Annotated in this window: 16 protein-coding genes and 2 pseudogenes; 12 read left to right on the top strand and 6 right to left on the bottom strand. The window is 30.1% G+C overall.

Features of this window, described 5'->3' with window-relative positions; translation table 11 throughout:
- Window positions 1-65: 65 nt before the first annotated feature.
- From FP421_RS13615 to FP421_RS13625, 4 genes are all read left to right on the top strand, one after another.
- The gene (locus tag FP421_RS13615; protein ID WP_159951510.1) at window positions 66-3,074 is read left to right on the top strand and encodes a lamin tail domain-containing protein; all 3,009 of its coding nucleotides are present in this window, start codon (window positions 66-68) and stop codon (window positions 3,072-3,074) included.
- A 23-nt stretch (window positions 3,075-3,097) separates the two neighbouring features.
- The gene (locus tag FP421_RS15145) at window positions 3,098-3,262 is read left to right on the top strand and encodes a hypothetical protein (RefSeq protein WP_201288852.1); all 165 of its coding nucleotides are present in this window, start codon (window positions 3,098-3,100) and stop codon (window positions 3,260-3,262) included.
- A 90-nt stretch (window positions 3,263-3,352) separates the two neighbouring features.
- Window positions 3,353-4,492, top strand: a complete 1,140-nt coding sequence (locus tag FP421_RS13620) for a phosphoenolpyruvate carboxykinase (ATP) (RefSeq protein WP_159951512.1) — start codon at window positions 3,353-3,355, stop codon at window positions 4,490-4,492.
- Window positions 4,482-5,591, top strand: a complete 1,110-nt coding sequence (locus FP421_RS13625) for a nucleotidyltransferase domain-containing protein (protein ID WP_159951514.1) — start codon at window positions 4,482-4,484, stop codon at window positions 5,589-5,591. The genes FP421_RS13620 and FP421_RS13625 overlap by 11 nt, the downstream gene beginning before the upstream one ends.
- Here FP421_RS13625 and FP421_RS13630 read toward each other — a convergent pair.
- On the bottom strand, window positions 5,575-6,927 hold the full coding sequence (locus FP421_RS13630) for a UDP-N-acetylmuramate--L-alanine ligase (protein ID WP_159951516.1): 1,353 nt from the start codon (window positions 6,925-6,927) through the stop codon (window positions 5,575-5,577). The genes FP421_RS13625 and FP421_RS13630 overlap by 17 nt on opposite strands.
- Before the next feature lie 169 nt (window positions 6,928-7,096).
- Between FP421_RS13630 and FP421_RS13635 the strand changes: the two genes are divergently transcribed.
- Window positions 7,097-13,693: an alpha-2-macroglobulin family protein gene (locus FP421_RS13635; RefSeq protein ID WP_159951518.1), complete on the top strand. Its 6,597-nt coding sequence runs from the start codon at window positions 7,097-7,099 to the stop codon at window positions 13,691-13,693.
- 88 nt (window positions 13,694-13,781) lie between these two features.
- On the top strand, window positions 13,782-14,225 hold the full coding sequence (locus FP421_RS13640; protein WP_159951520.1) for a hypothetical protein: 444 nt from the start codon (window positions 13,782-13,784) through the stop codon (window positions 14,223-14,225).
- Window positions 14,226-14,252: 27 nt separating this feature from the next.
- Here the strand turns inward: FP421_RS13640 and FP421_RS15345 are convergent.
- Both FP421_RS15345 and FP421_RS13655 read right to left on the bottom strand, forming a co-directional pair.
- Window positions 14,253-14,791: pseudogene (locus tag FP421_RS15345) on the bottom strand (DUF4136 domain-containing protein).
- Window positions 14,792-14,795: 4 nt separating this feature from the next.
- A complete protein-coding gene (locus tag FP421_RS13655; RefSeq protein ID WP_159951524.1) occupies window positions 14,796-15,752 on the bottom strand; it encodes a M28 family peptidase in 957 nt (318 codons plus the stop codon).
- A gap of 66 nt (window positions 15,753-15,818) precedes the next feature.
- Between FP421_RS13655 and kdsA the strand changes: the two genes are divergently transcribed.
- The 4 genes and pseudogenes from kdsA to FP421_RS15240 all read left to right on the top strand — a co-directional run bounded on the left by kdsA (window position 15,819) and on the right by FP421_RS15240 (window position 18,443).
- On the top strand, window positions 15,819-16,637 hold the full coding sequence (kdsA, locus tag FP421_RS13660; RefSeq protein ID WP_159951526.1) for a 3-deoxy-8-phosphooctulonate synthase: 819 nt from the start codon (window positions 15,819-15,821) through the stop codon (window positions 16,635-16,637).
- Window positions 16,638-16,817: 180 nt separating this feature from the next.
- On the top strand, window positions 16,818-17,429 hold the full coding sequence (locus FP421_RS13665) for an alpha/beta hydrolase (RefSeq protein WP_159951528.1): 612 nt from the start codon (window positions 16,818-16,820) through the stop codon (window positions 17,427-17,429).
- 246 nt (window positions 17,430-17,675) lie between these two features.
- A pseudogene (locus FP421_RS15235) lies at window positions 17,676-17,936 on the top strand (transglutaminase domain-containing protein); the annotation flags it as partial.
- Between the two features lie 138 nt (window positions 17,937-18,074).
- Window positions 18,075-18,443, top strand: coding sequence for a hypothetical protein (locus FP421_RS15240; protein ID WP_236548119.1), 369 nt, complete (start codon window positions 18,075-18,077; stop codon window positions 18,441-18,443).
- A gap of 83 nt (window positions 18,444-18,526) precedes the next feature.
- On the opposite strand, the gene FP421_RS13675 is transcribed toward FP421_RS15240, so the two are convergent.
- On the bottom strand, window positions 18,527-18,898 hold the full coding sequence (locus tag FP421_RS13675) for a DUF1801 domain-containing protein (protein WP_159951530.1): 372 nt from the start codon (window positions 18,896-18,898) through the stop codon (window positions 18,527-18,529).
- 41 nt (window positions 18,899-18,939) lie between these two features.
- Here FP421_RS13675 and FP421_RS13680 point away from each other — a divergent pair, with 41 nt between their 5' ends.
- Both FP421_RS13680 and FP421_RS13685 read left to right on the top strand, forming a co-directional pair.
- Window positions 18,940-19,494: a hypothetical protein gene (locus FP421_RS13680; RefSeq protein ID WP_159951532.1), complete on the top strand. Its 555-nt coding sequence runs from the start codon at window positions 18,940-18,942 to the stop codon at window positions 19,492-19,494.
- Window positions 19,495-19,497: 3 nt separating this feature from the next.
- Window positions 19,498-19,872, top strand: a complete 375-nt coding sequence (locus FP421_RS13685) for a ribosomal maturation YjgA family protein (RefSeq protein ID WP_159951534.1) — start codon at window positions 19,498-19,500, stop codon at window positions 19,870-19,872.
- On the opposite strand, the gene FP421_RS13690 is transcribed toward FP421_RS13685, so the two are convergent.
- On the bottom strand, window positions 19,856-20,074 hold the full coding sequence (locus FP421_RS13690; RefSeq protein WP_159951536.1) for a DUF3820 family protein: 219 nt from the start codon (window positions 20,072-20,074) through the stop codon (window positions 19,856-19,858). The genes FP421_RS13685 and FP421_RS13690 overlap by 17 nt on opposite strands.
- 92 nt (window positions 20,075-20,166) lie before the next feature.
- Window positions 20,167-21,375 carry an NAD(P)-dependent oxidoreductase gene (locus FP421_RS13695; protein ID WP_159951538.1) on the bottom strand — a complete coding sequence of 403 codons (1,209 nt, stop codon included), beginning with the start codon at window positions 21,373-21,375 and terminating at the stop codon, window positions 20,167-20,169.
- Window positions 21,376-21,736: the final 361 nt, after the last annotated feature.

Consider the following 21,736-nt stretch of genomic DNA (forward strand, 5'->3'; position numbering starts at 1 on the left):
ACTAAGTGTTTGTCTTTTTATTTTTTATATTTAATTGTATATTTAACAGAAAAAATTAATTAAATATGAAACAAAAAAACTTATTAAAAATTGCTTTATTTTTTATTTTGGCTTTTTCCTCAACTAAAATTAATTCACAATCAGCAGGGGATATTGCTTTTATAGCTTATAATGGAGATGGGAATGATGAATTTGCTTTTGTTGCTTTAGCTGATATACCAGCAAATACATCCATTTGGTTCACAGACAATGAATGGGATGGAACAGATAGGTTCAACAATATCAATGAAGGTGAAATTGAATGGACGTATACTTCTATTCTTTCTGCTGGGTCAGTAGTTGTAATCGCTGGTAATTCTGGAGGCTCAGCATCAATTGTTAATGGACTTGGAACTGTGTCTGGTACTGGTTTAAACTTAGGTGCTTCAAATGAATCACTATATGCCCTATTAAGTGAACCAATATCAAATGCAGCTATGCCAAACCCAGGATTTTTAGCAGGGATTGCCAATGATTTTTCAGGTGATGGTGTTGGTCTTTTTACAAACACAGGTTTAACTATAGGAACTAATTTTATAGATTTTAGTGATGACCATGATGGATATAAGTATACAGGATCTAAAACAGGTCAAGCTTCATTTGCTAACTATTTACCTTTAATTATGAATACTGCTAACTGGCAAAATGAAACAAGTGATGGTAATTTAATTTTACCAATTTCAACTACATCATTTGTAGTTGGTGCTGCACCTCCTGGAATAACTTTAGGAGCTGTTTCTGGAAATACAAATGAAGATGGTTCAACTGCAACTTTTACTGTTGTTTTAAATGCTCAGCCTGCTACAGATGTAGTTTTAAATCTTTCTAGTGGAGATACTGGAGAAGTTACCTTAGACCAAGCAACATTAACTTTTACAAATGGAAATTGGGATACACCACAAACAGTAATTGCAACTGGTGTAGATGATGGAGGTCAAGATGGAAATATAGAAGTTACTATTACTGTTTCTGTAGATGATGCTAATTCTGATGATGCTTATGACCCAATTGCAGATACTACTACTACAATAACAAATGATGATGATGAGTTGCCTATTTTGGTAATTAATGAAGTCTTAGCTGATCCAGATGCAACTACTGGTGATGCAAATGGAGATGGAACTGTAAGTACTTCTGATGATGAATTTGTAGAACTTTACAATTCTATGGGTACTCCATTAGATATTTCTGGTTACAAATTATCCGATGGTGCTAGTGAAAGACACGTTTTTCCAAAAGGAACTATTATACCGGCTAATGGAACAATTATTGTGTTTGGTGGAGGAACTCCAACAGGCGTTGCTGGATTAGTACAAGTTGCTTCAACAGGAGTATTGGGTTTAAATAATGGTGGAGATACTATTACAATAGTAAATGATTCTGATGCATTAGTGGTTACTGAAACTTATGGTGCTGCAGGTAATAATCAATCTATCGCAAGAAATCCAGACTTTACAGGTAGTTTTATAGATCATTCTTCAATTGGTACAAATACTGTTGATTTTTCTCCTGGAAAAAATAATACCGATAATATTCCTTTTATAAAAACTTGGACAGGTGCAACAGATAATGACTGGGCAACTGCAACAAACTGGTTAGAAGATAGTACACCTTCATTAACTACTGATAACGTAATTATTCCATCAGGATTAACCAATTACCCAACAGCATCAAGTTCTGTTACAGTAAATTCAGCTATTATAGAATCTGGCGCAAGTTTAATTGCTGAATCAACATTTAATGCATCTCTTACTGTAAAGAGAGACTTAGCTACTACCAATTGGTATTTACTTGGAATGCCTGTTATGGCTGAAACTAAAACAGATATGATAGCAAATAATAATTTTGCTTCTGGCACTGGCTCTAATATTGGTTTAAGTTTTTACGACAATGACCTAGTGAGTAATCAATGGACATATGCTACTGCTGCTACAACTGGGTCATTCTTCGATATTGGGTATTCAGTTAAACTAGCTTCTGCAGGAACTATTACAGCTATTGGAAGTATGAGAACTACTAATGTTGGTGTTTCTTTAACAAATGGAACAGCAACAGGTTTTAATTTGATTGGAAATATATACCCAAGTTATTTAGCTGCAAATTCTAATGCTAATGCAACAAATAATTTACTTACTGTAAATTCTGCTAAATTAACTGAAACAACCATTTGGTTTTGGAATGAAGGAACAGATTCTTATGATCAAATAAACCAAGCTTCAGATGCCTTTCATATTGCTCCTAGTCAAGGTTTCTTTGTACAAGTAAACTCAAATCAATCTTTTTCCTATACGGAAGATATGCAGTCTCATCAATCAACTGATTCTTTCCAAAAATCTTCTTCTTCAAGACCAAGAATCAAACTATTTTTAAATGATGGAACTCTAAATAGAAACACTGAAATCTATTACATAGAAGAAACCACTACTGGTTTTGACAACGGTTATGATAGTAGTATTTTTGGAGGTACTTCACATGAATTTTCAATTTTCACTGAATTATTATCAAAAAATGTTAGTAAAAAATTAGGTATACAATCATTACCAAACTCAAATTACGAAAATATGGTAATTCCTTTAGGGATTAATGCAGAACTAGGCAAAGACATTACCATTTCTGCAGATGTACAAAACTTACCATCTGGTTTAAAGTTATTTTTAGAAGACAGAAGTAATAATACATATACACGTTTAGACGAAGTAAATTCTGAATATAAAATAACGTTATCTGAGACATTAAACGGAGTAGGACGTTTCTATTTACATACTACACAAAGTGTTTTAAATGTAGATGATTCTATAGTTTTAAATAGTGTTAGTATTTTTAAAACAAGTAATTCGAATCTAAGAGTAACAGGTTTACCAAAAGGAAAAGGTTCTATTTCTCTATATAATATAATAGGAAAACAAGTTTTTACCACTTCTTTCAAATCTAGTAATGTAAATAACATTAGCTTACCAAGATTGACAACTGGGGTATATTTTGTAAACTTAATGACTAAAAAAGGTAAATTAAACAAAAAAATTATTTTAGACTAAATCTTTAAAAGAAACAAAACATCATGAAAAAACAAATAAATACTAATGAAATTTCTCGTAAGGATGCTCTAAAAAAAATAGGGAATTACGGTAAATACGCTGCCTTAACAGCACTTGGAACTTACTTAATTTTGAATCCTAAAAATGCACAAGCTCAAAGTCCAGAAGCACCAGGAACAGGGTTTTAAATTTCAATGAATTTAATATTTATAAAAAACGCCTCAAAATTGAGGCGTTTTTATTTTGTATGAATTCTAAATTAATTACTTTTATTTTTAATGAAAAACAACACATACTTCTTGCATAAACCTATGGAGGATAAATCTTTAGTTTGGTTTGAAAACAGAAATGAATATTTAGTGTTAGAAAACACTACTGCAGATATTTTAAAAAGACTTAGCAAAGGAGTTTCTGTACATAATATTGCAGGTGCTTTATCTAAAAAACTAGATGTTCCGCTAGAAAAAACAATAGATTTTATTTTAGACCTAGAACATAACTTTTTTAACAAAGAAAAACCAAACCACAATAAACTTATCAATGACTATAGAGACGTTGAGTATCCCAAAAAATTTGAGTTTATTAAATATTATCAAATAAATAATAAAATAGTTAAGGTTTCTTATTTAAGTGAAAAAGAGCTCTCTTTTGTGCATCCTAAATTCAATCATCTTAGTATAGAAAACACGGTTAGTTTTGATTATCAATTTGATGTTTTTATCAATACTAATTATATTTTTCTCTATGTTGACAATGATTTTATTGGCGCTTGGAGCAACAAAGAAATTCACTATTTTCAAGGTAAGTTTTCAATGCAACTCATTCAAAAGATTCATCAAAAAGAAGAAGACAAATGGATGGGTGTTTTTCATGCCTCTGCTGTTAGCAATGAAAAAAAATCAATATTATTTTTAGGTGATTCCGGAAACGGAAAAAGCACTTCTTTGGCCTTACTCCAGGCAAATGGGTTTACCTGTTTGGCTGATGATTTTGTACCAATAGATCTTGAAAAGCAAGAAGTATACAGCTTTCCTGCTGCCATTTCCATTAAAAAAAGTAGCCTTGAGACTTTGCTACCTATATACCCTGAATTACAAACTACAGCAGAATACAACTTTACTCGGTTAAATAAAATTGTTCGTTATTTAGAGCCAAACAACAATAACTTCTTTGCCCATAAACCATGTAATGAATTGATTTTTATTAAGTATGAGAAAGACTCAGAATTAATTTGCAAAAAAATATCCAAAGTTGACGCTTTTCAAGAATTGATTCCAGATTCATGGCTATCCCCTTTAAAAGAAAATGCTGAAGTATTTTTAAATTGGTTTGCCTCTTTAACTTGCTATAAACTAACTTACTCTGTGAATTCAGAAATGATAGCAACTGTCAATAAAATATTTAATAATGAATTATAAAGAAACACTTTTTTTTGTTGGAAAATGTTTGACAATCAACCACGAAGAACAGAATAGAATAATTGTTGAAAACGAGTTAAAATCTAACACAATAGACTGGGATTCCGTTGTAAAACTTAGTACAGAACATTATGTTTTTCCTGCTTTGTATTGCAATTTAAAAAAAGCAGGTTTTCTTCATTACCTCCCTGATGATTTGGTTGAATATATGAAACATATTACCGATTTAAACAGAGAAAGGAATCAACAAATTATTACACAAGCTAAAGAAATCAATATACTTCTGTTAGAAAACAACATCACTCCTATCTTTTTAAAAGGTACTGGTAATGTGTTAGAAGGTCTATATGATGATATCGCAGAACGTATGGTTGGCGATATTGATTTTATTGTTTCTAAAGAAGAATACTTCAATACAATAGAAATATTATTGAAAGCTGGCTATAGAAATGTATCTAATAAAAACTATCATTTCCCTCACCAAAGACATTACTTCAGAATTAAGAAAAATAAAAGGTTAGCAGCAGTTGAAATTCATAATAAAGTTACAAAAGATAAGTATGATACTTTTTTTGATTATAATTACATATTAAAAGATAAACTTAAAAATGAAAATAATGAGAATTTTTTAAGTGATAGTAATAAATTAAACTTATCAATTATTTCTAAACACATAAATGATTATGGAAGGTTGTTTAAAAACATTTCATTAAGAAATGCTTATGATGTATATCTTTTATCATTAAGAGTTGATGCAAAAAAAGCTACTTCTAACTTGAAAACACTAAGTTTCCATTTGAATTGTTTTTTAGCTTCTTGCTACTATACACTTGGCCAAGTAAAATCTTTAGAGTATAACAAAAATAAGCGAACACATAAATATGTAAAAAGTTTTTTAAATTTTTCTTCTAAAACAAAAAATTATAGAAATACCTTAATTCCTTTATACTTATATCTAAAACTTAGAACCTCACTTTTTTTTAGATTTTTTTATAAGAAAGAAGTTAGAATATGGTTTTTAGGAATAGTCAATGATAAAAATTGGCAAAGAGAAAAACTAGTTCAGTTAGGGTTAAAAAAACCTAAATCAAACTCTTAACCTCATCAAAATCCAATCCTCCATAATTACCTGAACTCATTAAAACAACTGCTGTTTTGTCTAAGTTTTGACCAAATAAAAACTCTTTAAAAGCTACAGGATTTGTGTAAACAATCAAATCATCTCTCTCAAAAGCATTACCTATTTGTTGGGCAGTTACCTCTTCTAATTGCTTAATCTTTACTGCATGTGGTGAGTAAAAAACGACAGCTTTATCTGCTGCTGCTAGTGCTCCTTTATATTCTTTTAAGAATTCTGCATTCAAACTAGAATAGGTATGTAATTCTAAGCAAGCTAAAACAGTTCTTTCTGAGTATTGTTCCTTAACAGCTTTTGTAGTTGCAGCTACTTTACTTGGCGAATGTGCAAAATCTTTAAAAATTACAGTTGAATTATTCTCAGCAATTTTCTCTAATCGTTTACTTGCTCCTTTAAAACTTGCAATCGCTTCGTAAAAATCATCTTCATCAATACCCATGTGTTGACAAATCCATTTGGCTCCTGCTAAGTTTTGCAAATTATGTTTCCCAAAAATTTCTAAAGGTAAATCACCTTCTTCCGTTTCTAAATACGTAATTCCGTTTTCTATAAAATGTTTTGGGGTTTCATAAGGGTATTTCTTAATATGATTCTCAGAAGATTCAACAACATGTTTAACATTTTCATCTTCTACATTATAGACCATACTTCCACCATTAACCATAGAGTCTGTAAAAACCTGAAACTGTTCTACATAATTTTCAAAAGTTGGAAATACATTAATATGATCCCAAGCAATACCACTTAACAATGCAATATTGGGTTTGTACAAATGAAATTTAGGACGCATATCAATAGGTGAACTCAGATATTCATCACCTTCTAAAACTATAAAGTCATTTTCTTTTGTAAGATGCACCATAGTTTCAAAACCCTCTAATTGTGCACCTACCATATAATCTACCTCTTTTTCATGATAATTCAACACGTGCAAAATCATAGAAGTAATGGTCGTTTTTCCATGAGAACCACCAATTACAACCCTAGTTTTATCTTTTGATTGCTCATATAAAAACTCTGGGTAAGAATAGATTTTCAACCCTAATTCTTGTGCTTTTAACAACTCTGGATTGTCTTTTTTTGCGTGCATCCCTAAAATAATCACCTCTAATTCTGATGATATTTTTTCTGGAAACCAACCAAATTCATTAGGCAACAAACCATATTTTTCTAATCTAGATTTTGATGGATCATGAATAGTATCATCACTTCCCGAAACTTGGTATCCTTTTTGGTGTAAAGCAATGGCTAAGTTGTGCATTGCACTACCTCCAATAGCAATAAAATGAATTTTCATTGAAAAAAATTTAAAAAGTAAAAATACAAAAGCTTCTTACAATATTGATTATATTTAAAACGAAACTCAACTAAAAATTAGTTTTACGTTGATAAATGATGCGTTACCTAATTTTGGATTGTTTTTTAGAGTGATTTATACGTGCTTTATAGCATAAAATCTATTGATTATGAAAAAATTTACAACCTCCTTATTATTGATTTTACTTTTCTCAACAATTTCTCAAGCCCAAGATTCTTTTGATTCTCTTTGGTCTAAAGTAGAACAACTAGAAGTTGACAACTTACCCAAATCTGCCTTGAATATCGTTGAAAAAATATATGAAAAGGCTGAAAAAGAGGAGAATTCTCCTCAATTGGTAAAGTCTCTTTTTTACAAAAGCAAATTCTCTTTAACCTTAGAAGAAAATGCGCAACTCAATGTAATCAATAGTTTTAAAAAACACATTTCTAATACAAAATTTCCAACTAAAAATGTACTTCAAAATATATTAGCCAACTTATATTGGCAATATTTTAATCAGAATAGATACAAATTCTATAACAGAACTAAAACTGCAAATAAAATCGATAAAAAAGATTTTAGAACTTGGGATTTAAACACTTTATTTGAAGAAATTCACACTTATTTTAATGCTTCATTAAATAACTCTGAACAACTCCAAAAAGTAAATATTTATGATTTTTCTGACATCTTAAACACTCAAAAAGATGCAAAAAACTATAGACCTACCCTATATGATTTCTTAGCAAACAATGCTTTAGAGTTCTATAAATCTTCTGAAACTTCCATTGCTAGACCTTCTTATAAGTTTGTTTTAAATAACATTAATTTTTTAAGTGATTACAAAACTTTTTCTAAGATAAAACTTTATACTAAAGACAGTTTGTCTTTACAGTTTAATGCGCTAACTATTTATCAAGATTTAATTCAGTTTCATCAAAAAGACAAAAATATAGATGCCTTGGTTGATGCTGATATCCATAGAATACAATTTGTGCAACAACATGCAACTTTTAATAGCAAAGATGAGATTGCTATGGCTACTTTAGAAAAATCAAAAAAGTCTATACAAAATAACAAAGCAAGTGGATTTTATGCTTTTGAAATTGCAAAAGCATATAGAAAAAAATCAAAAAATAAAAAAGCGCTAGAGATTTGTAATAGAATTATCTCAAAATTCCCTAAAAGTTTTGCAGCCATGAATTGTGAAGTACTAAAAACTCAAATTCAACAGAAATCACTTTCCATTAAAGCTGAAAAATACATTCCTATCAATTCGAATTCAAGGGTACTCATCGAATATAAAAATATAAATCAACTCTATTTTTCTGCATATAGAATTTCTGAAGAACAGTTTATTCAATTTAATAAAACCCATGATTTTAATAAAAAAAGAAAACTAATTCAATCATTAGAAAAGGTAAAAACTTGGGAATCTAAACTGAGAAACGAAAATGACTATTTACAACATTCAACAGAAATTATTGTTCCGAAATTTGAAAACGGAAGGTATTTACTATTCGCCTCAGAAAAAGAAGACTTTAATGAAAATGAGATTTACGGAACAGCAACTATTCAAGTTACAAATCTCACTTTAGTCGAGAATAATTTTGATGGCAAATACAACTATCAAATAGTAGATAGAAATACAGGTAAACCAGTAAAAAAAGCTCAAATTAAATTAAAAAATAACGCAAGAGACTGGGGCAAATTTATCCATAGAACACTTAAGACAGACAAGAACGGTTTTGCATCTTTTAAAAGTTATGACACCTATAGAAATGTAAACATCTCAGTTAGTACTAAAAATGATGCTGCAACATTTGGAGAACATTATTTGTATGAATCTTATGAAAAGAACTACAGTAATATAACCGACGAAGAAATCATTATAAAACCGTTTATTTTTACAGATAGAAGTATTTACAGACCAGGGCAAACTGTTTATTTTAAAACGATTGTCATCCAAAAACAAGGAGAAAAATCTACAATTTTTAAAAACGAATTTGTAGAAATAACTCTATACGATGCGAACCATCAAAAAGTAAAAACTTTAGATCTACAACTCAATGAATTTGGCTCTGTTGCTGGGGAGTTTCAACTACCGGATACTGGTTTAACAGGTGAATTTACCATAGAAGTTGATGAAAGTTACGAACACGACAGCAAGTTTTATGACAATGCTGACTTTGATTTTGACTATGACCATTCAACAACAATTTCCGTAGAAGAATACAAAAGACCAAAATTTGAAACTGAGTTTAAACCTGTAACAGAAAGCTTTAAAATTAACGATTCTGTTATTGTAAATGGTTTTGCAAAAGCATTTTCTGGGGCAGCCATTTCAGAAGCAAAAGTAATATATAGAGTTCATAGAAAAGTACAATATCCAAGTTGGTGGTGTTGGTATAGACCTAGACCAACTGCTCAGGCTCAAGAAATTACTCATGGAGAAAGCACCACAGATGCATCTGGTAATTTTGTTGTAACATTTAAGGCTTTAGCCGATGAAACCGTTGATAAAGAAAGTCTACCTGTTTTTTCTTATGAAATTAATGCTGATGTTACAGACATCAATGGAGAGACAAGAAGTGCCACATCTATTATAAAAGTTGGTTATCATTCTTTAATTGCAACTGTTGATGTACCTGATAAAATTGATAAAACTCAAAAGGAAACAACACTAAAAATTGAAACAAAAAACTTAAATGATGAGTTTGTTGCTGCAAAAGGATCTATCAAAATTTACAAATTAAAATCACCAAAAAAACCCTTGAGAAAAAGACCTTGGTCTGCCCCCGATTATCAAGATATTTCAGAAAACACATTTAGAACGTTGTTTCCAAATGATCCCTATACCAATGATGAAACTGATGAAAAAAATTGGCAAAAAGGCGATGTCGTATTCTCTTCTAATTTTAATACCAAAAACGCAAAAGAAATCCACATCAAAAACATTAAAAGTTGGATCTCTGGAAAGTATCTTGTGGTTTTAGAAAGCAAAGATAAATTTGGTCAAGAAGTAAAAGATCAGAAAAGGTTCACACTTTTTTCTCCAAAAGAAAAAAAAGTAGCTGATTCAAAATTATTCACCATTAACACAGATAAATCCTATTACAAAATTGGTGATGATGTAGCCTTAACAATTGGCTCTGCATCAAAAAACATTACTGTTGTTGTGCAAGTTGAAAAGAATTATAAAATTGTTGAAACGTGTTTGATTAAACTAAGTAATTCAACTAAAACAATAAAAGTTCCTGTAAGGAAAGATGATTTAGGCGGTTTTGCCATTAAATACCACTTTGTGAATTTTAATTACTTTAAAAGTGGAAATGTTATCATTAATGTTCCTGTACAGCAAGAAAAAATTGATATTGAAACCAATATTTTTAGAGATAAATTACAACCTGGACAAAATGAAACTTGGAGTTTTACCATTAAAAATGATAAAAAAAATGCAGTTGCTGCAGAAGTTTTGGCGTCGATGTATGATGCTTCTTTAGACGAATTTAAAACACATGATTGGAGTTTTAATCCTATCACTACAAAGCCAAACTACCGCTCTTACAAAGTTAGTAACGCTAAATATAGTTTTAGAAACATCAATTTTAACATCAAAAACAACTACAAAAGATATTATGGATTTGCTTCAATTCTATATGATTCATACAATTGGTTTGGATTTAGTTTAAATAATCGTTGGCAGAATCAACAATATTTAAGAGGTATAAAACAAAAAATAAATAGTACACGAAAAGATTTTGATGGTACAATTACAGGAATAGTTGCTGATAAAAATGGCGAGCCTTTACCTGGTGTTTCTATAGTGATTAAAGGAACCTCTTTTGGAACTTCAACTGATTTTGATGGATATTATTCTATTAAAATAAAAAAGGGAGATGTTTTAGGATTTAATTATTTAGGTTTTATTTCTAAAGATTTTTCTGTTAACAATCAAACAAATCTAAATGTAAAATTAGAAGAAGATGCCTCTAAATTAGACGAAGTAGTTATTGTTGGTTATGGAACTCAAAGAAAAGAGAGTATTGTTGGTTCCGTAAGTACTATTGATGGAGAAATGTTAAAAGGTACTCTTCCTGGTGTTACTTCTATACAAGGCAGTGGTGTTCCAATAGGAAATAATAAACAAATTTTTATTCGTGGTTTAGCTTCTTGGAATAATGGTCTAGATCCTTTAATACTTGTTGATGGTGTTATTACAGATATTAAAGATGTAGATTTTAATGATGTCCAAGTTATATCTGTTTTAAAAGGTGATACAGCAGTAGAAATTTATGGTTCAAAAGCAGCAGAAGGTGTTGTATTAATTACTACAAAAACTGGTTTTAAAAAAACAGAAGAGAGTTTATTAAAAGTAAAAGCCAGAAAAAACTTTAAAGAAAGTGCTTTCTTTTTTCCTCAATTAAGAACAGACAAAAACGGCAAAGTGAGTTTTAATTTTACAATGCCAGAAGCCTTAACAAGATGGAAATTACAATTATTAGCACATACAACAGAATTAAAATCAGCAACTAAAACCTTAACAACTATTACCCAAAAAGAATTAATGGTCGTTCCTAACGCTCCAAGGTTTTTAAGAGAAGGAGATAAAATTACTTTGTCTGCAAAAATCACGAACCTAACCAACAACACATTAAGTGGTTTCGCAAAAATGATTCTTACAGACGCTATTTCTAACAAAGAAATTAATATTGATTTACAAAACACAAACTCAAACAAAAACTTTACAGTGGTTAAAGATGGAAATACATCTGTTTCTTGGAGTTTATCCATTCCAGAAACTGTACAAGCAGTTCAATATAAAATTGTAGCAAAAGCTGGTGATTTTTCTGATGGTGAGCAAAATGTATTGCCAGTGTTAACCAACAGAATGTTGGTTACAGAAACGCTACCAATGTGGATTCGCTCTAATCAAACTAAGACTTTTACCTTAGATAAATTAAAAAATAATTCATCTTCAACGTTAAAGAATCATAAGTTGACTTTAGAGATGACATCCAATCCTGTTTGGTATGCCATCCAATCTTTACCGTATTTAATGGAATATCCTTATCAATGTGCAGAACAAACTTTCTCTAGATATTATGCAAATACATTGGCGAGTTTTGTAGCAAATTCGAATCCTAGGATTCAAGAAGTATTTTCTGCTTGGAAATCATCTGATGCATTGTTATCGAACTTAGAAAAAAATCAAGAATTAAAATCGTTGATTATTCAAGAAACACCTTGGTTAAGAGATGCTCAATCAGAAACCGAGCAAAAGAAAAGAATTGGATTATTATTTGATTTGACAAAAATGGCAAATATGCAACAAAAAGCCATCAATAAGTTAAAAGAGATCCAAATGAGTTCTGGTGGTTTTCCTTGGTTTAAAGGTGGCAGATATCCAAGTAGATTTATCACACAACATATTGCAACTGGTTTTGGTCATTTACAAAAAATTGGAGTCACTAACTTTAACTCATCAACTCAGAGCATGATTCTTAAGTCTGTAAAATTCTTAGACGAGGAATTGATTGAACAATATGATAAATTGTTAGAAAGTGCAGAAAACATCAAACAAAAAGCAAAAACAACTCAAAAAGGAACAATCGCTTACCAAAAATATCTAGCAAAAAATAATTTGAATTATTTCACCATTCAGTATTTATATATGCGTAGTTTTTATAAAGAAAACCCTCTAAATAGTAAATTACAAAATGTAGTTGATTATTATCAAAATCAAACTGAAGAATATTGGAATGATTACAATCTATACGCCAAAGGTCAGATTGCATTATCATTGTTTAGAAATGATAAAAAACAAACTGCTCTTAACATTTTAAAATCATTAAAAGAAAATAGTATTACTTCTGATGAATTGGGCATGTATTGGAAAAGTAATACTGCTGGTTATTATTACTATCAAGCACCAATAGAAACTCAAGCGTTAATGATAGAAACCTTTGCAGAAATTGAAAATGATACAAAAACGATAGACAACTTGAAAGTTTGGTTATTAAAAAACAAACAAACCAACAGATGGCAAACCACTAAAGCAACCACTGAAGCTGTGTATGCTTTGTTATTAAATGGAAGCGATTGGATTTCGGTAACAGAAATGGTAGACATCAAGGTTGGGAATCAAGTTGTAGATCCATCAAAAATGGAATCTGTAAAAGTTGAAGCCGGAACTGGTTACTTTAAAACTTCTTGGAATGATAAGGAGATTAAAAATGAAATGGGAGAAATAACCATCACCAAAAAAGGAAATGGAATTGCCTGGGGAGGTTTGTACTGGCAATATTTTGAGAATTTAGATAAAATTACATCCGCTAAAACTCCGTTAAAACTCAATAAAAAATTATTTTTAAAAGTAAATTCTGATACCGGAAAAGAACTGCAAGAAATCACCAAAACCACAAAACTAAAAGTAGGTGATTTGATTACGGTTAGAATAGAATTACGCTCAGACAGGAAGATGGAATTTATACATATGAAAGACATGAGAGCTTCTGGAGTTGAGCCCATAAATATATTATCTCAATACAAATGGCAGGATAATTTAGGTTATTATGAAAGTACAAAAGATGCTGCCACCAATTTCTTTTTTGATAGATTACCAAAAGGGGTTTATGTTTTTGAATATGACGTTAGAATAAATAATGCTGGTGATTTTAGCAACGGAATTACAACCATACAAAGTATGTATGCACCTGAATTTAGTAGTCATTCAGAGGGAGTTCGTTTAAAGGTGGATTAATTTCATTTTCATCAAAAAATTCTTTTTTTTTTACGAATATCTCAAAAAACATTCTATATTTGTTTCTATAATAACTAAAATTAACATTATGAAAAAAGTATTTTTAACATTAGTATTTATGGTTACTGCAGCTATTTCTATGAATGCTCAAGACATTTCTGATAACGCCATTGGTTTGCGTTTTGGTAGTGGTAATGGTATTGGAGGAGAGATTTCTTACCAAAAAGCATTAGGTAGCAATCGTTTAGAAATTGATTTAGGTTTAGCGAATGAGTTTAGCGACTTTAAAGCAACAGGATTGTATCAATGGGTTTGGAATTTAGAAAATAAATTCAACTGGTATGCAGGTGTTGGTGCAGGACTCGTTTCTGCTGGTGGAACAGGAATTTATGGAGCAGGTGTTGTAGGTATAGAATATAATTTTGATGCACCTATCTTATTATCTATTGATTATAGACCAGAAATTGGAATTTCAGGAGGTTTATCAGGTGTAAATTCTGACGTAGCTTTAGCTGTTAGATATCAATTCTAATTAGAAAAATATTCAATTATAAAATCCTCAACATTTATTTTGTTGAGGATTTTTTTTTGGTGTAAACTCATTTAATATTTTAAGCACCACTTTTTCTAACTGCTTCTTTCGTTCTTCTGGTTTTCTGTTTTGCTTTACAACATCACTAAAACTACCTTCCCAAAACAATAGATTTGTGTTGGCATCTACAAATTTTATAATTAATTGTTCGTTTACTTTTTTTCCTCCAATGGGTATGCCTCCAGAAATACCAAAACCACCATTCCTACCTCCTCTACCTACTCCAATTCCAATGGAATTTCTACTAACGTTTTCGGTAATTTTGGTATCAAAATAAATAAAAAACCTGGTGTTTTGCTTTGTATAAAAGCACTATTTGTTAAGTGATGATAAATAGCATCTGTTATTCTTTTAATATCAAACTCATTTAAATTCTCTCCATTATCTTCATAAAAATCGAAAAATTTGTACTTAGAAAAATCAGTACCCTCATTGTAATCTGTAACAACTTTTGCAGAAGAACAACTTAATAAAAAAGTTAGAAAAAATAATTGTAGTTTTTTCATAAAACTACTTACGTTCTTTTATGATCACTCTTGTAGGTGTATCTTTTCCGCTAATAATACTTTCTGTTCCTTTTGCAACAGCTTTAATAGTTTCTGTAACTACATTAACATCTAAAGTTTCCGCTTCATCAGAAGCTTTATGGTAATCTTTATCAACATCTATTGGTGTGGCAGAAAAGGTATGTGAAGGAACCCCTAAACGCGCTAAAGAAGCATTGTCTGATCTAAAAAATAAATTAAAACTAGTATACGGATCAGGATGTAATTCATAACCAGTTCCTTCTAAATTTTTCTGAACAATCTTTCCAAAATCAGAACGATCAAAACCCGTTAACCATGCTGTTTTAGGCCCAAAACTTGGTACTTTACCAATCATTTCTAAATTAATACCAGCAACAAACTTAGAAGCATCTATTCCTTTTCCAAAATGTCTTGAACCTACCAAACCCATTTCTTCTGCCGTAAAAGCAACAAAAAGAATACTCCTTTCATTACTATCTTTTTCTTTAAAATACTCAGCTAATGCTAATACTCCTGTAACACCAGAAGCATCATCATTTGCACCATTATAAATACTATCTAATTGTCCTTCTGTTTTTCTTATTCCTAAATGATCGTAATGTGCAGATACAATTACATATTCATTTTTTTTACTTTTCCCTTCTAAAACTCCAATAATATTACTAGTGGTGAGTTCTTTTTTGGTTCTTCTGTTGGTAAAAGTAAAAGTCTGTCTATAATCAGTTAAGGTATCGTAAGTAGATAATCCTATTCTTTTAAATTCACCCTCAATATATTTTGCAGCTTTTTCAATTCCTGGAGTTCCTGTTTTTCTCCCCTCCATGTCATCAGAAGACAAGGTGTATAAATGTTTTTTTACAGTTTCTGGTTGAATAACAGCTTCTTTTTTACAAGAAATTAGTACCGTAAATAATAAGAATGGAATTAAAAAACTTTTCATTATTTCAAATTTTAAAAGGATAAATATAACGAATTTAAATACGTATTTTTGTGTAAATTTTTTAATATGAATTTATCTATCATTCCCAACATCAAACATACAGATTCTAACAACTTTTTTCTACTTGCAGGTCCATGTGCCATTGAAGGTGAAGAAATGGCATTACGAATTGCTGAAAAAGTAATTTCGATTACTGATAAATTAGAAATTCCTTATATTTTTAAAGGAAGTTTTAAAAAAGCAAATAGAAGTAGAATTGATAGCTTTACAGGAATTGGAGATGAAAAAGCGTTGAAAATTTTACGTAAAGTTTCCGAAACTTTTGGTGTACCCACTGTAACTGATATTCACGAAGTTTCGGATGCTGCAAAAGCAGCTGAATATGTAGATGTGTTACAAATTCCTGCTTTTTTGGTTCGCCAAACAGATTTGGTAGTTGCTGCTGCAAAAACAGGAAAAGTGGTTAACTTAAAAAAAGGACAATTTATGAGTCCTGCTGCTATGAAGCACGCTGTACAAAAGGTCAAAGATGCAGGTTCTAATAAAGCGTGGATTACAGATAGAGGTACTATGTTTGGCTATCAAGACATGATTGTAGATTTTAGAGGAATTCCTGAAATGCGCGAATTTGCTCCAACAGTTTTAGATGTTACACATTCTTTGCAACAACCCAATCAGACTGCTGGGGTTACAAGTGGTAGACCAGAAATGATAGAAACTATTGCCAGAGCTGGAGTGGTAAATAACGTTGATGGCTTATTTATAGAAACGCATTTTGATCCTGCAAATGCAAAATCGGATGGTGCTAATATGTTACATTTAGACAATTTAGAAAGTTTGTTAACTAATTTGGTTGCCATAAGAAAAACAATTTATAATTTATAAAGTTTTTTTTTTGATAAGTCGCTGTAATTTAATAGATTGAGACACACAAAACAATAACCATTATTTATTATTGAAAAACAGATTAAAAGCATCTTTTAACAATAAAATTTCTATGGTTTACTTCAGTGATTGCCAATATTAGTAATTATTGAGTTTTTTTTAATTAAAAATTTAAAGATTATGAATCTAAAAAAAACAATAACCTCTTTTTATTTATTGACTTTTATTTGTTTTGCCTGTTCAAACAATGATGCCTCAGAAAACACAATCTCTAATAGACAATTTGGTGTTTTTAAAGTTTTAGAAGATAATAGTACTGTTGAAATGAATGGAGAAGTTACAAGTTCTTCTTTATCAGATTTTAATCAACTAGAGCAAGCTTTTCCAAATATAAAAACTATAAATATTAAAAATTGTGATGGTTCTTCTGATGATGTAGTTAACCTTCAATTATCACAGAAAGTACATCAAAAAGGAATCAATACACATTTAATGAATAACGGCTTAATTGCTTCTGGAGGTACAGATTTCTTTTTAGCTGGTGTAAAAAGAACAAAAGGTTCTAACACAAAAATAGGAGTCCATTCTTGGGCTGGAGATAACGAGGTTGCCACAGATTTTCCTGTAGGTCATGCAAATCATTTGCCTTATATCAATTACTATGTTTCTGTTGGTTTTACACAACAGCTTGCTGAAGATTTTTATTATTTTACCATTAATGCTGCAGAAGCTGAATCTATGCACTGGATGACAGAAGCAGAAATAAATCAATATGGATTAATTACACCTTAATTCAAAAACAAATAACAAGTTACAATTTTTAGGCACAAAAGTTGTTTAGTAACTTGATATGAAGCAACTTTTATTTTTTCTACTATTTTCTATTGCTGCACAAAGTCAAAGTTTCAAGAATGTTGATAATGTTGTTGCTCAATACCCTCGTTTTTCTAAAGTTGAACAATTAGTATCTAAAATAAAAAAAACTTTACTTCTGATGAGGATAAAGTAAGAGCTACATTTTATTGGTTAGCAAATAACATCAGATATAATCTTGAAGAATACTATAATCCTTCTCAAAGAAGTTATAATTTTAGATATAGCACTGAAGTAGAAAAACAACAAAAATTACAAGCCATAAAAGACAAAATTGTAGCAGATACATTTAGAAGAAAATCTGGAGTTTGTGAAGATTATGCGCAATCTTTCAAAAAAATTTGTGATTTACTAAATATTGAAGCAGCAGTAATAAAAGGTAATGTTAGAACAGATGCCAATGAAATTGGTAAAATAGCGAATACTACAAATCATGCTTGGAATGGTGTAAAAGTTAATGGTGATTGGATTATTTTAGATGCAACTTGGGCTGCTGGTTACGAATATAATGGCAAATGGATTAGAAAGTTTAACAACTACTTTTTTAATATGCCAAAACAAAAAATGTTTAAAACACATTATCCTGATAACAATCTTTGGGTATTGCGTTTTGGTAGAATGAGCATTCAAGAGTTTTATAATCAGCCAATTTATAGTCAGACTTTTTTGAGTTTACAAGCTGAGTTAATTGCACCAAAAACAGGAATTATCAACTTAAAATCATCAGAAAACATCACGTTAAAATTTAAAAACCTAGATACAACTTCTCTAATTTTTTACAATTTTAAAGGTCATAAATATGCACAAAAACCTACTATACAAACAGCAAACGGAATAACTACACTAAATTTAAAAAACCCAAATAGAAATGCAGATTTGGTTTTGTACATCAATAAAGAAGATGCTTTACACTTTAAGGTTAGGGTACAATAAAAATGCTTAATTTTCCATACTTGTTTTTAACAAGACCTTTCAGGTTTTAAAAACCTGAAAGGTCAATTATATTAAAATATTTTCTAAGTTCTTTTATAAAACCCTTTGTCTTTGAGTTGATGCGCCTCATCTAAAACAGTTAATAGAATTTCTTCATTGATATCATCAATAGTTCTATATCGCAAAGATTTTACTACTTTTCTGCCTTCAGAAATAAGATGTTCATTGTATTTGGTGAGATGAGCAGAAACCCAAAAAGCAACATCTACATACCCTTTCTTTTTTGATGGATTCAAATAACAAAAAGGCCTATCATTTAAATAATAAAATGGAATTTTCCATTTGAACTGCAAATCAACTTCTGGAAAGGAAGTTTCTATTAAAATTTGCAAATGCAATAAAATAGATTTAAACGGTTCTGGTTGTTTTAAAATGTATGCTTCAGCAGGTTTCATTTTTTAGTATCTTAGCGTGAGTTAAAATATAAAAAAGGGCAATGCACGACAACTTTTTAGTCAATTTTGTTTTAAAAGGATTTACCAGTATTCTTATTGGAGTATACTTTTTAATAGGAAGTTATTTTTTAAAAACAATTTTAGATGGTTTCTTGATTGATGATCATCCTGCTGGAATGCTATCAGTAGAAATTATTGAATTCTTAGGAATTGCAATGGCTTTTTTAGTGTTTCTATTTTCTTCATTGGCATTATTCTTTAGAGGAAAGAGGCATGCAAAAAGATTTCAACACAAACTTTGGAACGGTAAAACTAAAACTGCTTTTTATACATACGTAATTGGTATTATAATCATTTTTGCAAGTACTTTGGTTTTATTAAATCTTGGATTAGTTGATTACCTCACTCCTACTTTTTTACTACTTTACGGAGTTTTATTATTCATATTAAAGCAAAAAGAGCGTAAAAACTTAATCATTTTATCAGGTTTGTGCTTATTCCTTGCGATTGTTTGTTTTTTAATTCCTACGTATTGGTATTCATCGTTTACTATTTTAGGAGTTGCACACGTTACTTATGGAGTTGTAGTGAAGTAGAAAATGATACAATTCAATAAAAAATATTTTATCGCTTTTACAGCACTTTTTTTAATTGAACTATGTATCGCAAAATATGCTACTGGGTTTTTACGTCATACAATTGGTGATGTTATAGCAACAATTCTTTTGTACTGTTTGATAAAAAGTTTTATTGATAGTTCTGTTATAAAAACACTACTCATTGTTTTAGTCATTTCTTTTCTTATTGAGTTTTTACAATTGAGTAACCTACAAAACTCATATCCTGAGAATCTTAAAAATACGCTACGAATTATTTTAGGAACCTCATTTAGTCTTGGAGATTTAGTTGCGTATTCTGTAGGAATAGGAATTACATATTTTATTGAAAAGCTTGGTACTAAAAACGCATCCTAATTTCTCTAACCATATCTTCTAGACCGTTTAATTTAAGTTCATAAACTAATTCTAGTTGTTGACCCAACTTTCCTTTTGGGAAACCTTTATTATGATACCAAACTACATAATGTTCTGGTAAATCTATCAAAAACCTACCTTTGTATTTTCCAAAAGGCATTTTCATTTTCGATAATTCTATAAGTATTTCTCTGTCTTGCATTTTTCTATAAATCTTTTGACCGCATTAAATGCAACTAACAACTAACAACTAACAACTAACAACTAACAACTAACAACTAACAACTAACAATATTATTCTTTTCCATCTACATAATCTTGCAAATAAGAAAAACGTTTGGTTAGTTTTCCGTTTTCTGTCATTTTAGCTCTTTCTAAAACTCCGTCTTTATCATTGTTAAAAAAAGCAGGAATTACATTTTGTAAAAACATTTCTCCAAAACCTTCACTAGCATCTTTTGGTAATTCACAAGGCAAATTATCTACAGCCATCACCACTATAGCATTTTCATTTGTATAATCAACTTCTTTTTCTGTTTCTGGATCATAACCATAAATAGGATCTGCAATTGTAGAAGGACGAATGGTTGATGCCACAGGACCATCAATATCACAAGAAATATCTGCCACGAATTTTATTTTAAAGTCAGAATGTTTTGCATCTTCTCTAGTAAATAGATATGGAGAACCATCACCAAAAAAGTGCCCCGCAATAAAAAAGTCTGTCACTTTTGCGAATCTAAAAAAGTTTGATTCATAAGCTTCTGGGTTATTATAAAAGTCAAAGTTATCTATTACTTGTCCATCATTACGCTTGTTATAATCTAACACATCAGCTAAACAATACACAACTTCCTCATACGTTTTAGATAAATAATCATCTACAGAAACTTGTTTAATATGCATAGCATCTAGCATTTCTTTGGCTCCGTAAGCAACTTTTCCATTTCCTGTTAAAAGGATTTTAAAACCCTTTGGCAAACTGATTTTGTTCAATTGATGAATCAATTCTTTTTGAGAATCTAACGTTTCTGCTTTAGGTAAATTAAAACTTTCATTTTTTAACCCTATAGCTCTAAATCCGTTGTAAGCACCTACAATTCCTGCATAACGTCCAAAACCAATTAAACGCATTCCGTTTTCTTTGGTGATGGTTTCGTGATCATACAACTCAATGTTTTTATCTAAAATAGCATTTAATAAATCTCTATTATAGGGTTGCTTTTTAATAGTATGACTAAAGAAAAAATATTTTTTATTGGGTATTAAAGCATCTATTGGCACTTCTTTTACCCCAATAAGTACATCACAATCTGACATTGCATCAGTAACTTCTAATCCTGCATTTTTATAGGCATTGTCAGAAAAAACTCGAATGTCTGAAGTTTCTACTTTTAAAGTAGCTTTAGGAAACTGATTTTGAAACTCTTGTAATTTTGAAGGAGAAAAAACAACTCTTCTATCTGGTGGATTTTTACGTTCTTTTATAATGCCAAATTTCATCTTTATCGTCTTGTGAGATACTGAAATACTGATAAAAATTCAGTATAAACAAGTTCAGTACTGGTTGGTATAATATTTGCTCGAAGATATTAGAATTTAAAGAGAATAGCAACTGTATTTTTTATACTTTTGCAATCCGCGTTAAGGATTGAACGGTTTGTTTGAGTTCTTTTGTGTAATGCAATGCAACAAAAAACGAGTAGTGAAAGCCTGACTTTAGCTTAAAATGCTTTTTAAGCTAAGTAACGCCCAAATAATTGTTATCTTTTAATAGATGATTTTGTTCTTTGAAAAAATATAATGAGATTTGAAGAGTTTCCGAAATAAACTCGGGATCAATTCGATTACGCAAAACATATTT

Origin of the sequence: Polaribacter septentrionalilitoris, assembly GCF_009832745.1 — a bacterium.
Taxonomy (GTDB): Bacteria; Bacteroidota; Bacteroidia; order Flavobacteriales; family Flavobacteriaceae; genus Polaribacter; species Polaribacter septentrionalilitoris.

Bases quoted from the DNA above. Each gene is read 5' to 3' on its own strand.
- FP421_RS13625 (WP_159951514.1), top strand. From the start codon at position 4,482: ATGAATTATAAAGAAACACTTTTTTTTGTTGGAAAATGTTTGACAATC.
- FP421_RS13615 (WP_159951510.1), top strand. From the start codon at position 66: ATGAAACAAAAAAACTTATTAAAAATTGCTTTATTTTTTATTTTGGCT.
- FP421_RS13665 (WP_159951528.1), top strand. From the start codon at position 16,818: ATGAATCTAAAAAAAACAATAACCTCTTTTTATTTATTGACTTTTATT.
- kdsA (WP_159951526.1), top strand. From the start codon at position 15,819: ATGAATTTATCTATCATTCCCAACATCAAACATACAGATTCTAACAAC.
- FP421_RS13695 (WP_159951538.1), bottom strand. From the start codon at position 21,375: ATGAAATTTGGCATTATAAAAGAACGTAAAAATCCACCAGATAGAAGA.
- FP421_RS13635 (WP_159951518.1), top strand. From the start codon at position 7,097: ATGAAAAAATTTACAACCTCCTTATTATTGATTTTACTTTTCTCAACA.
- FP421_RS13685 (WP_159951534.1), top strand. From the start codon at position 19,498: ATGATACAATTCAATAAAAAATATTTTATCGCTTTTACAGCACTTTTT.
- FP421_RS13640 (WP_159951520.1), top strand. From the start codon at position 13,782: ATGAAAAAAGTATTTTTAACATTAGTATTTATGGTTACTGCAGCTATT.
- FP421_RS13690 (WP_159951536.1), bottom strand. From the start codon at position 20,074: ATGCAAGACAGAGAAATACTTATAGAATTATCGAAAATGAAAATGCCT.
- FP421_RS13620 (WP_159951512.1), top strand. From the start codon at position 3,353: ATGAAAAACAACACATACTTCTTGCATAAACCTATGGAGGATAAATCT.
- FP421_RS13655 (WP_159951524.1), bottom strand. From the start codon at position 15,752: ATGAAAAGTTTTTTAATTCCATTCTTATTATTTACGGTACTAATTTCT.
- FP421_RS15240 (WP_236548119.1), top strand. From the start codon at position 18,075: ATGTTTAAAACACATTATCCTGATAACAATCTTTGGGTATTGCGTTTT.
- FP421_RS15145 (WP_201288852.1), top strand. From the start codon at position 3,098: ATGAAAAAACAAATAAATACTAATGAAATTTCTCGTAAGGATGCTCTA.
- FP421_RS13680 (WP_159951532.1), top strand. From the start codon at position 18,940: ATGCACGACAACTTTTTAGTCAATTTTGTTTTAAAAGGATTTACCAGT.
- FP421_RS13675 (WP_159951530.1), bottom strand. From the start codon at position 18,898: ATGAAACCTGCTGAAGCATACATTTTAAAACAACCAGAACCGTTTAAA.
- FP421_RS13630 (WP_159951516.1), bottom strand. From the start codon at position 6,927: ATGAAAATTCATTTTATTGCTATTGGAGGTAGTGCAATGCACAACTTA.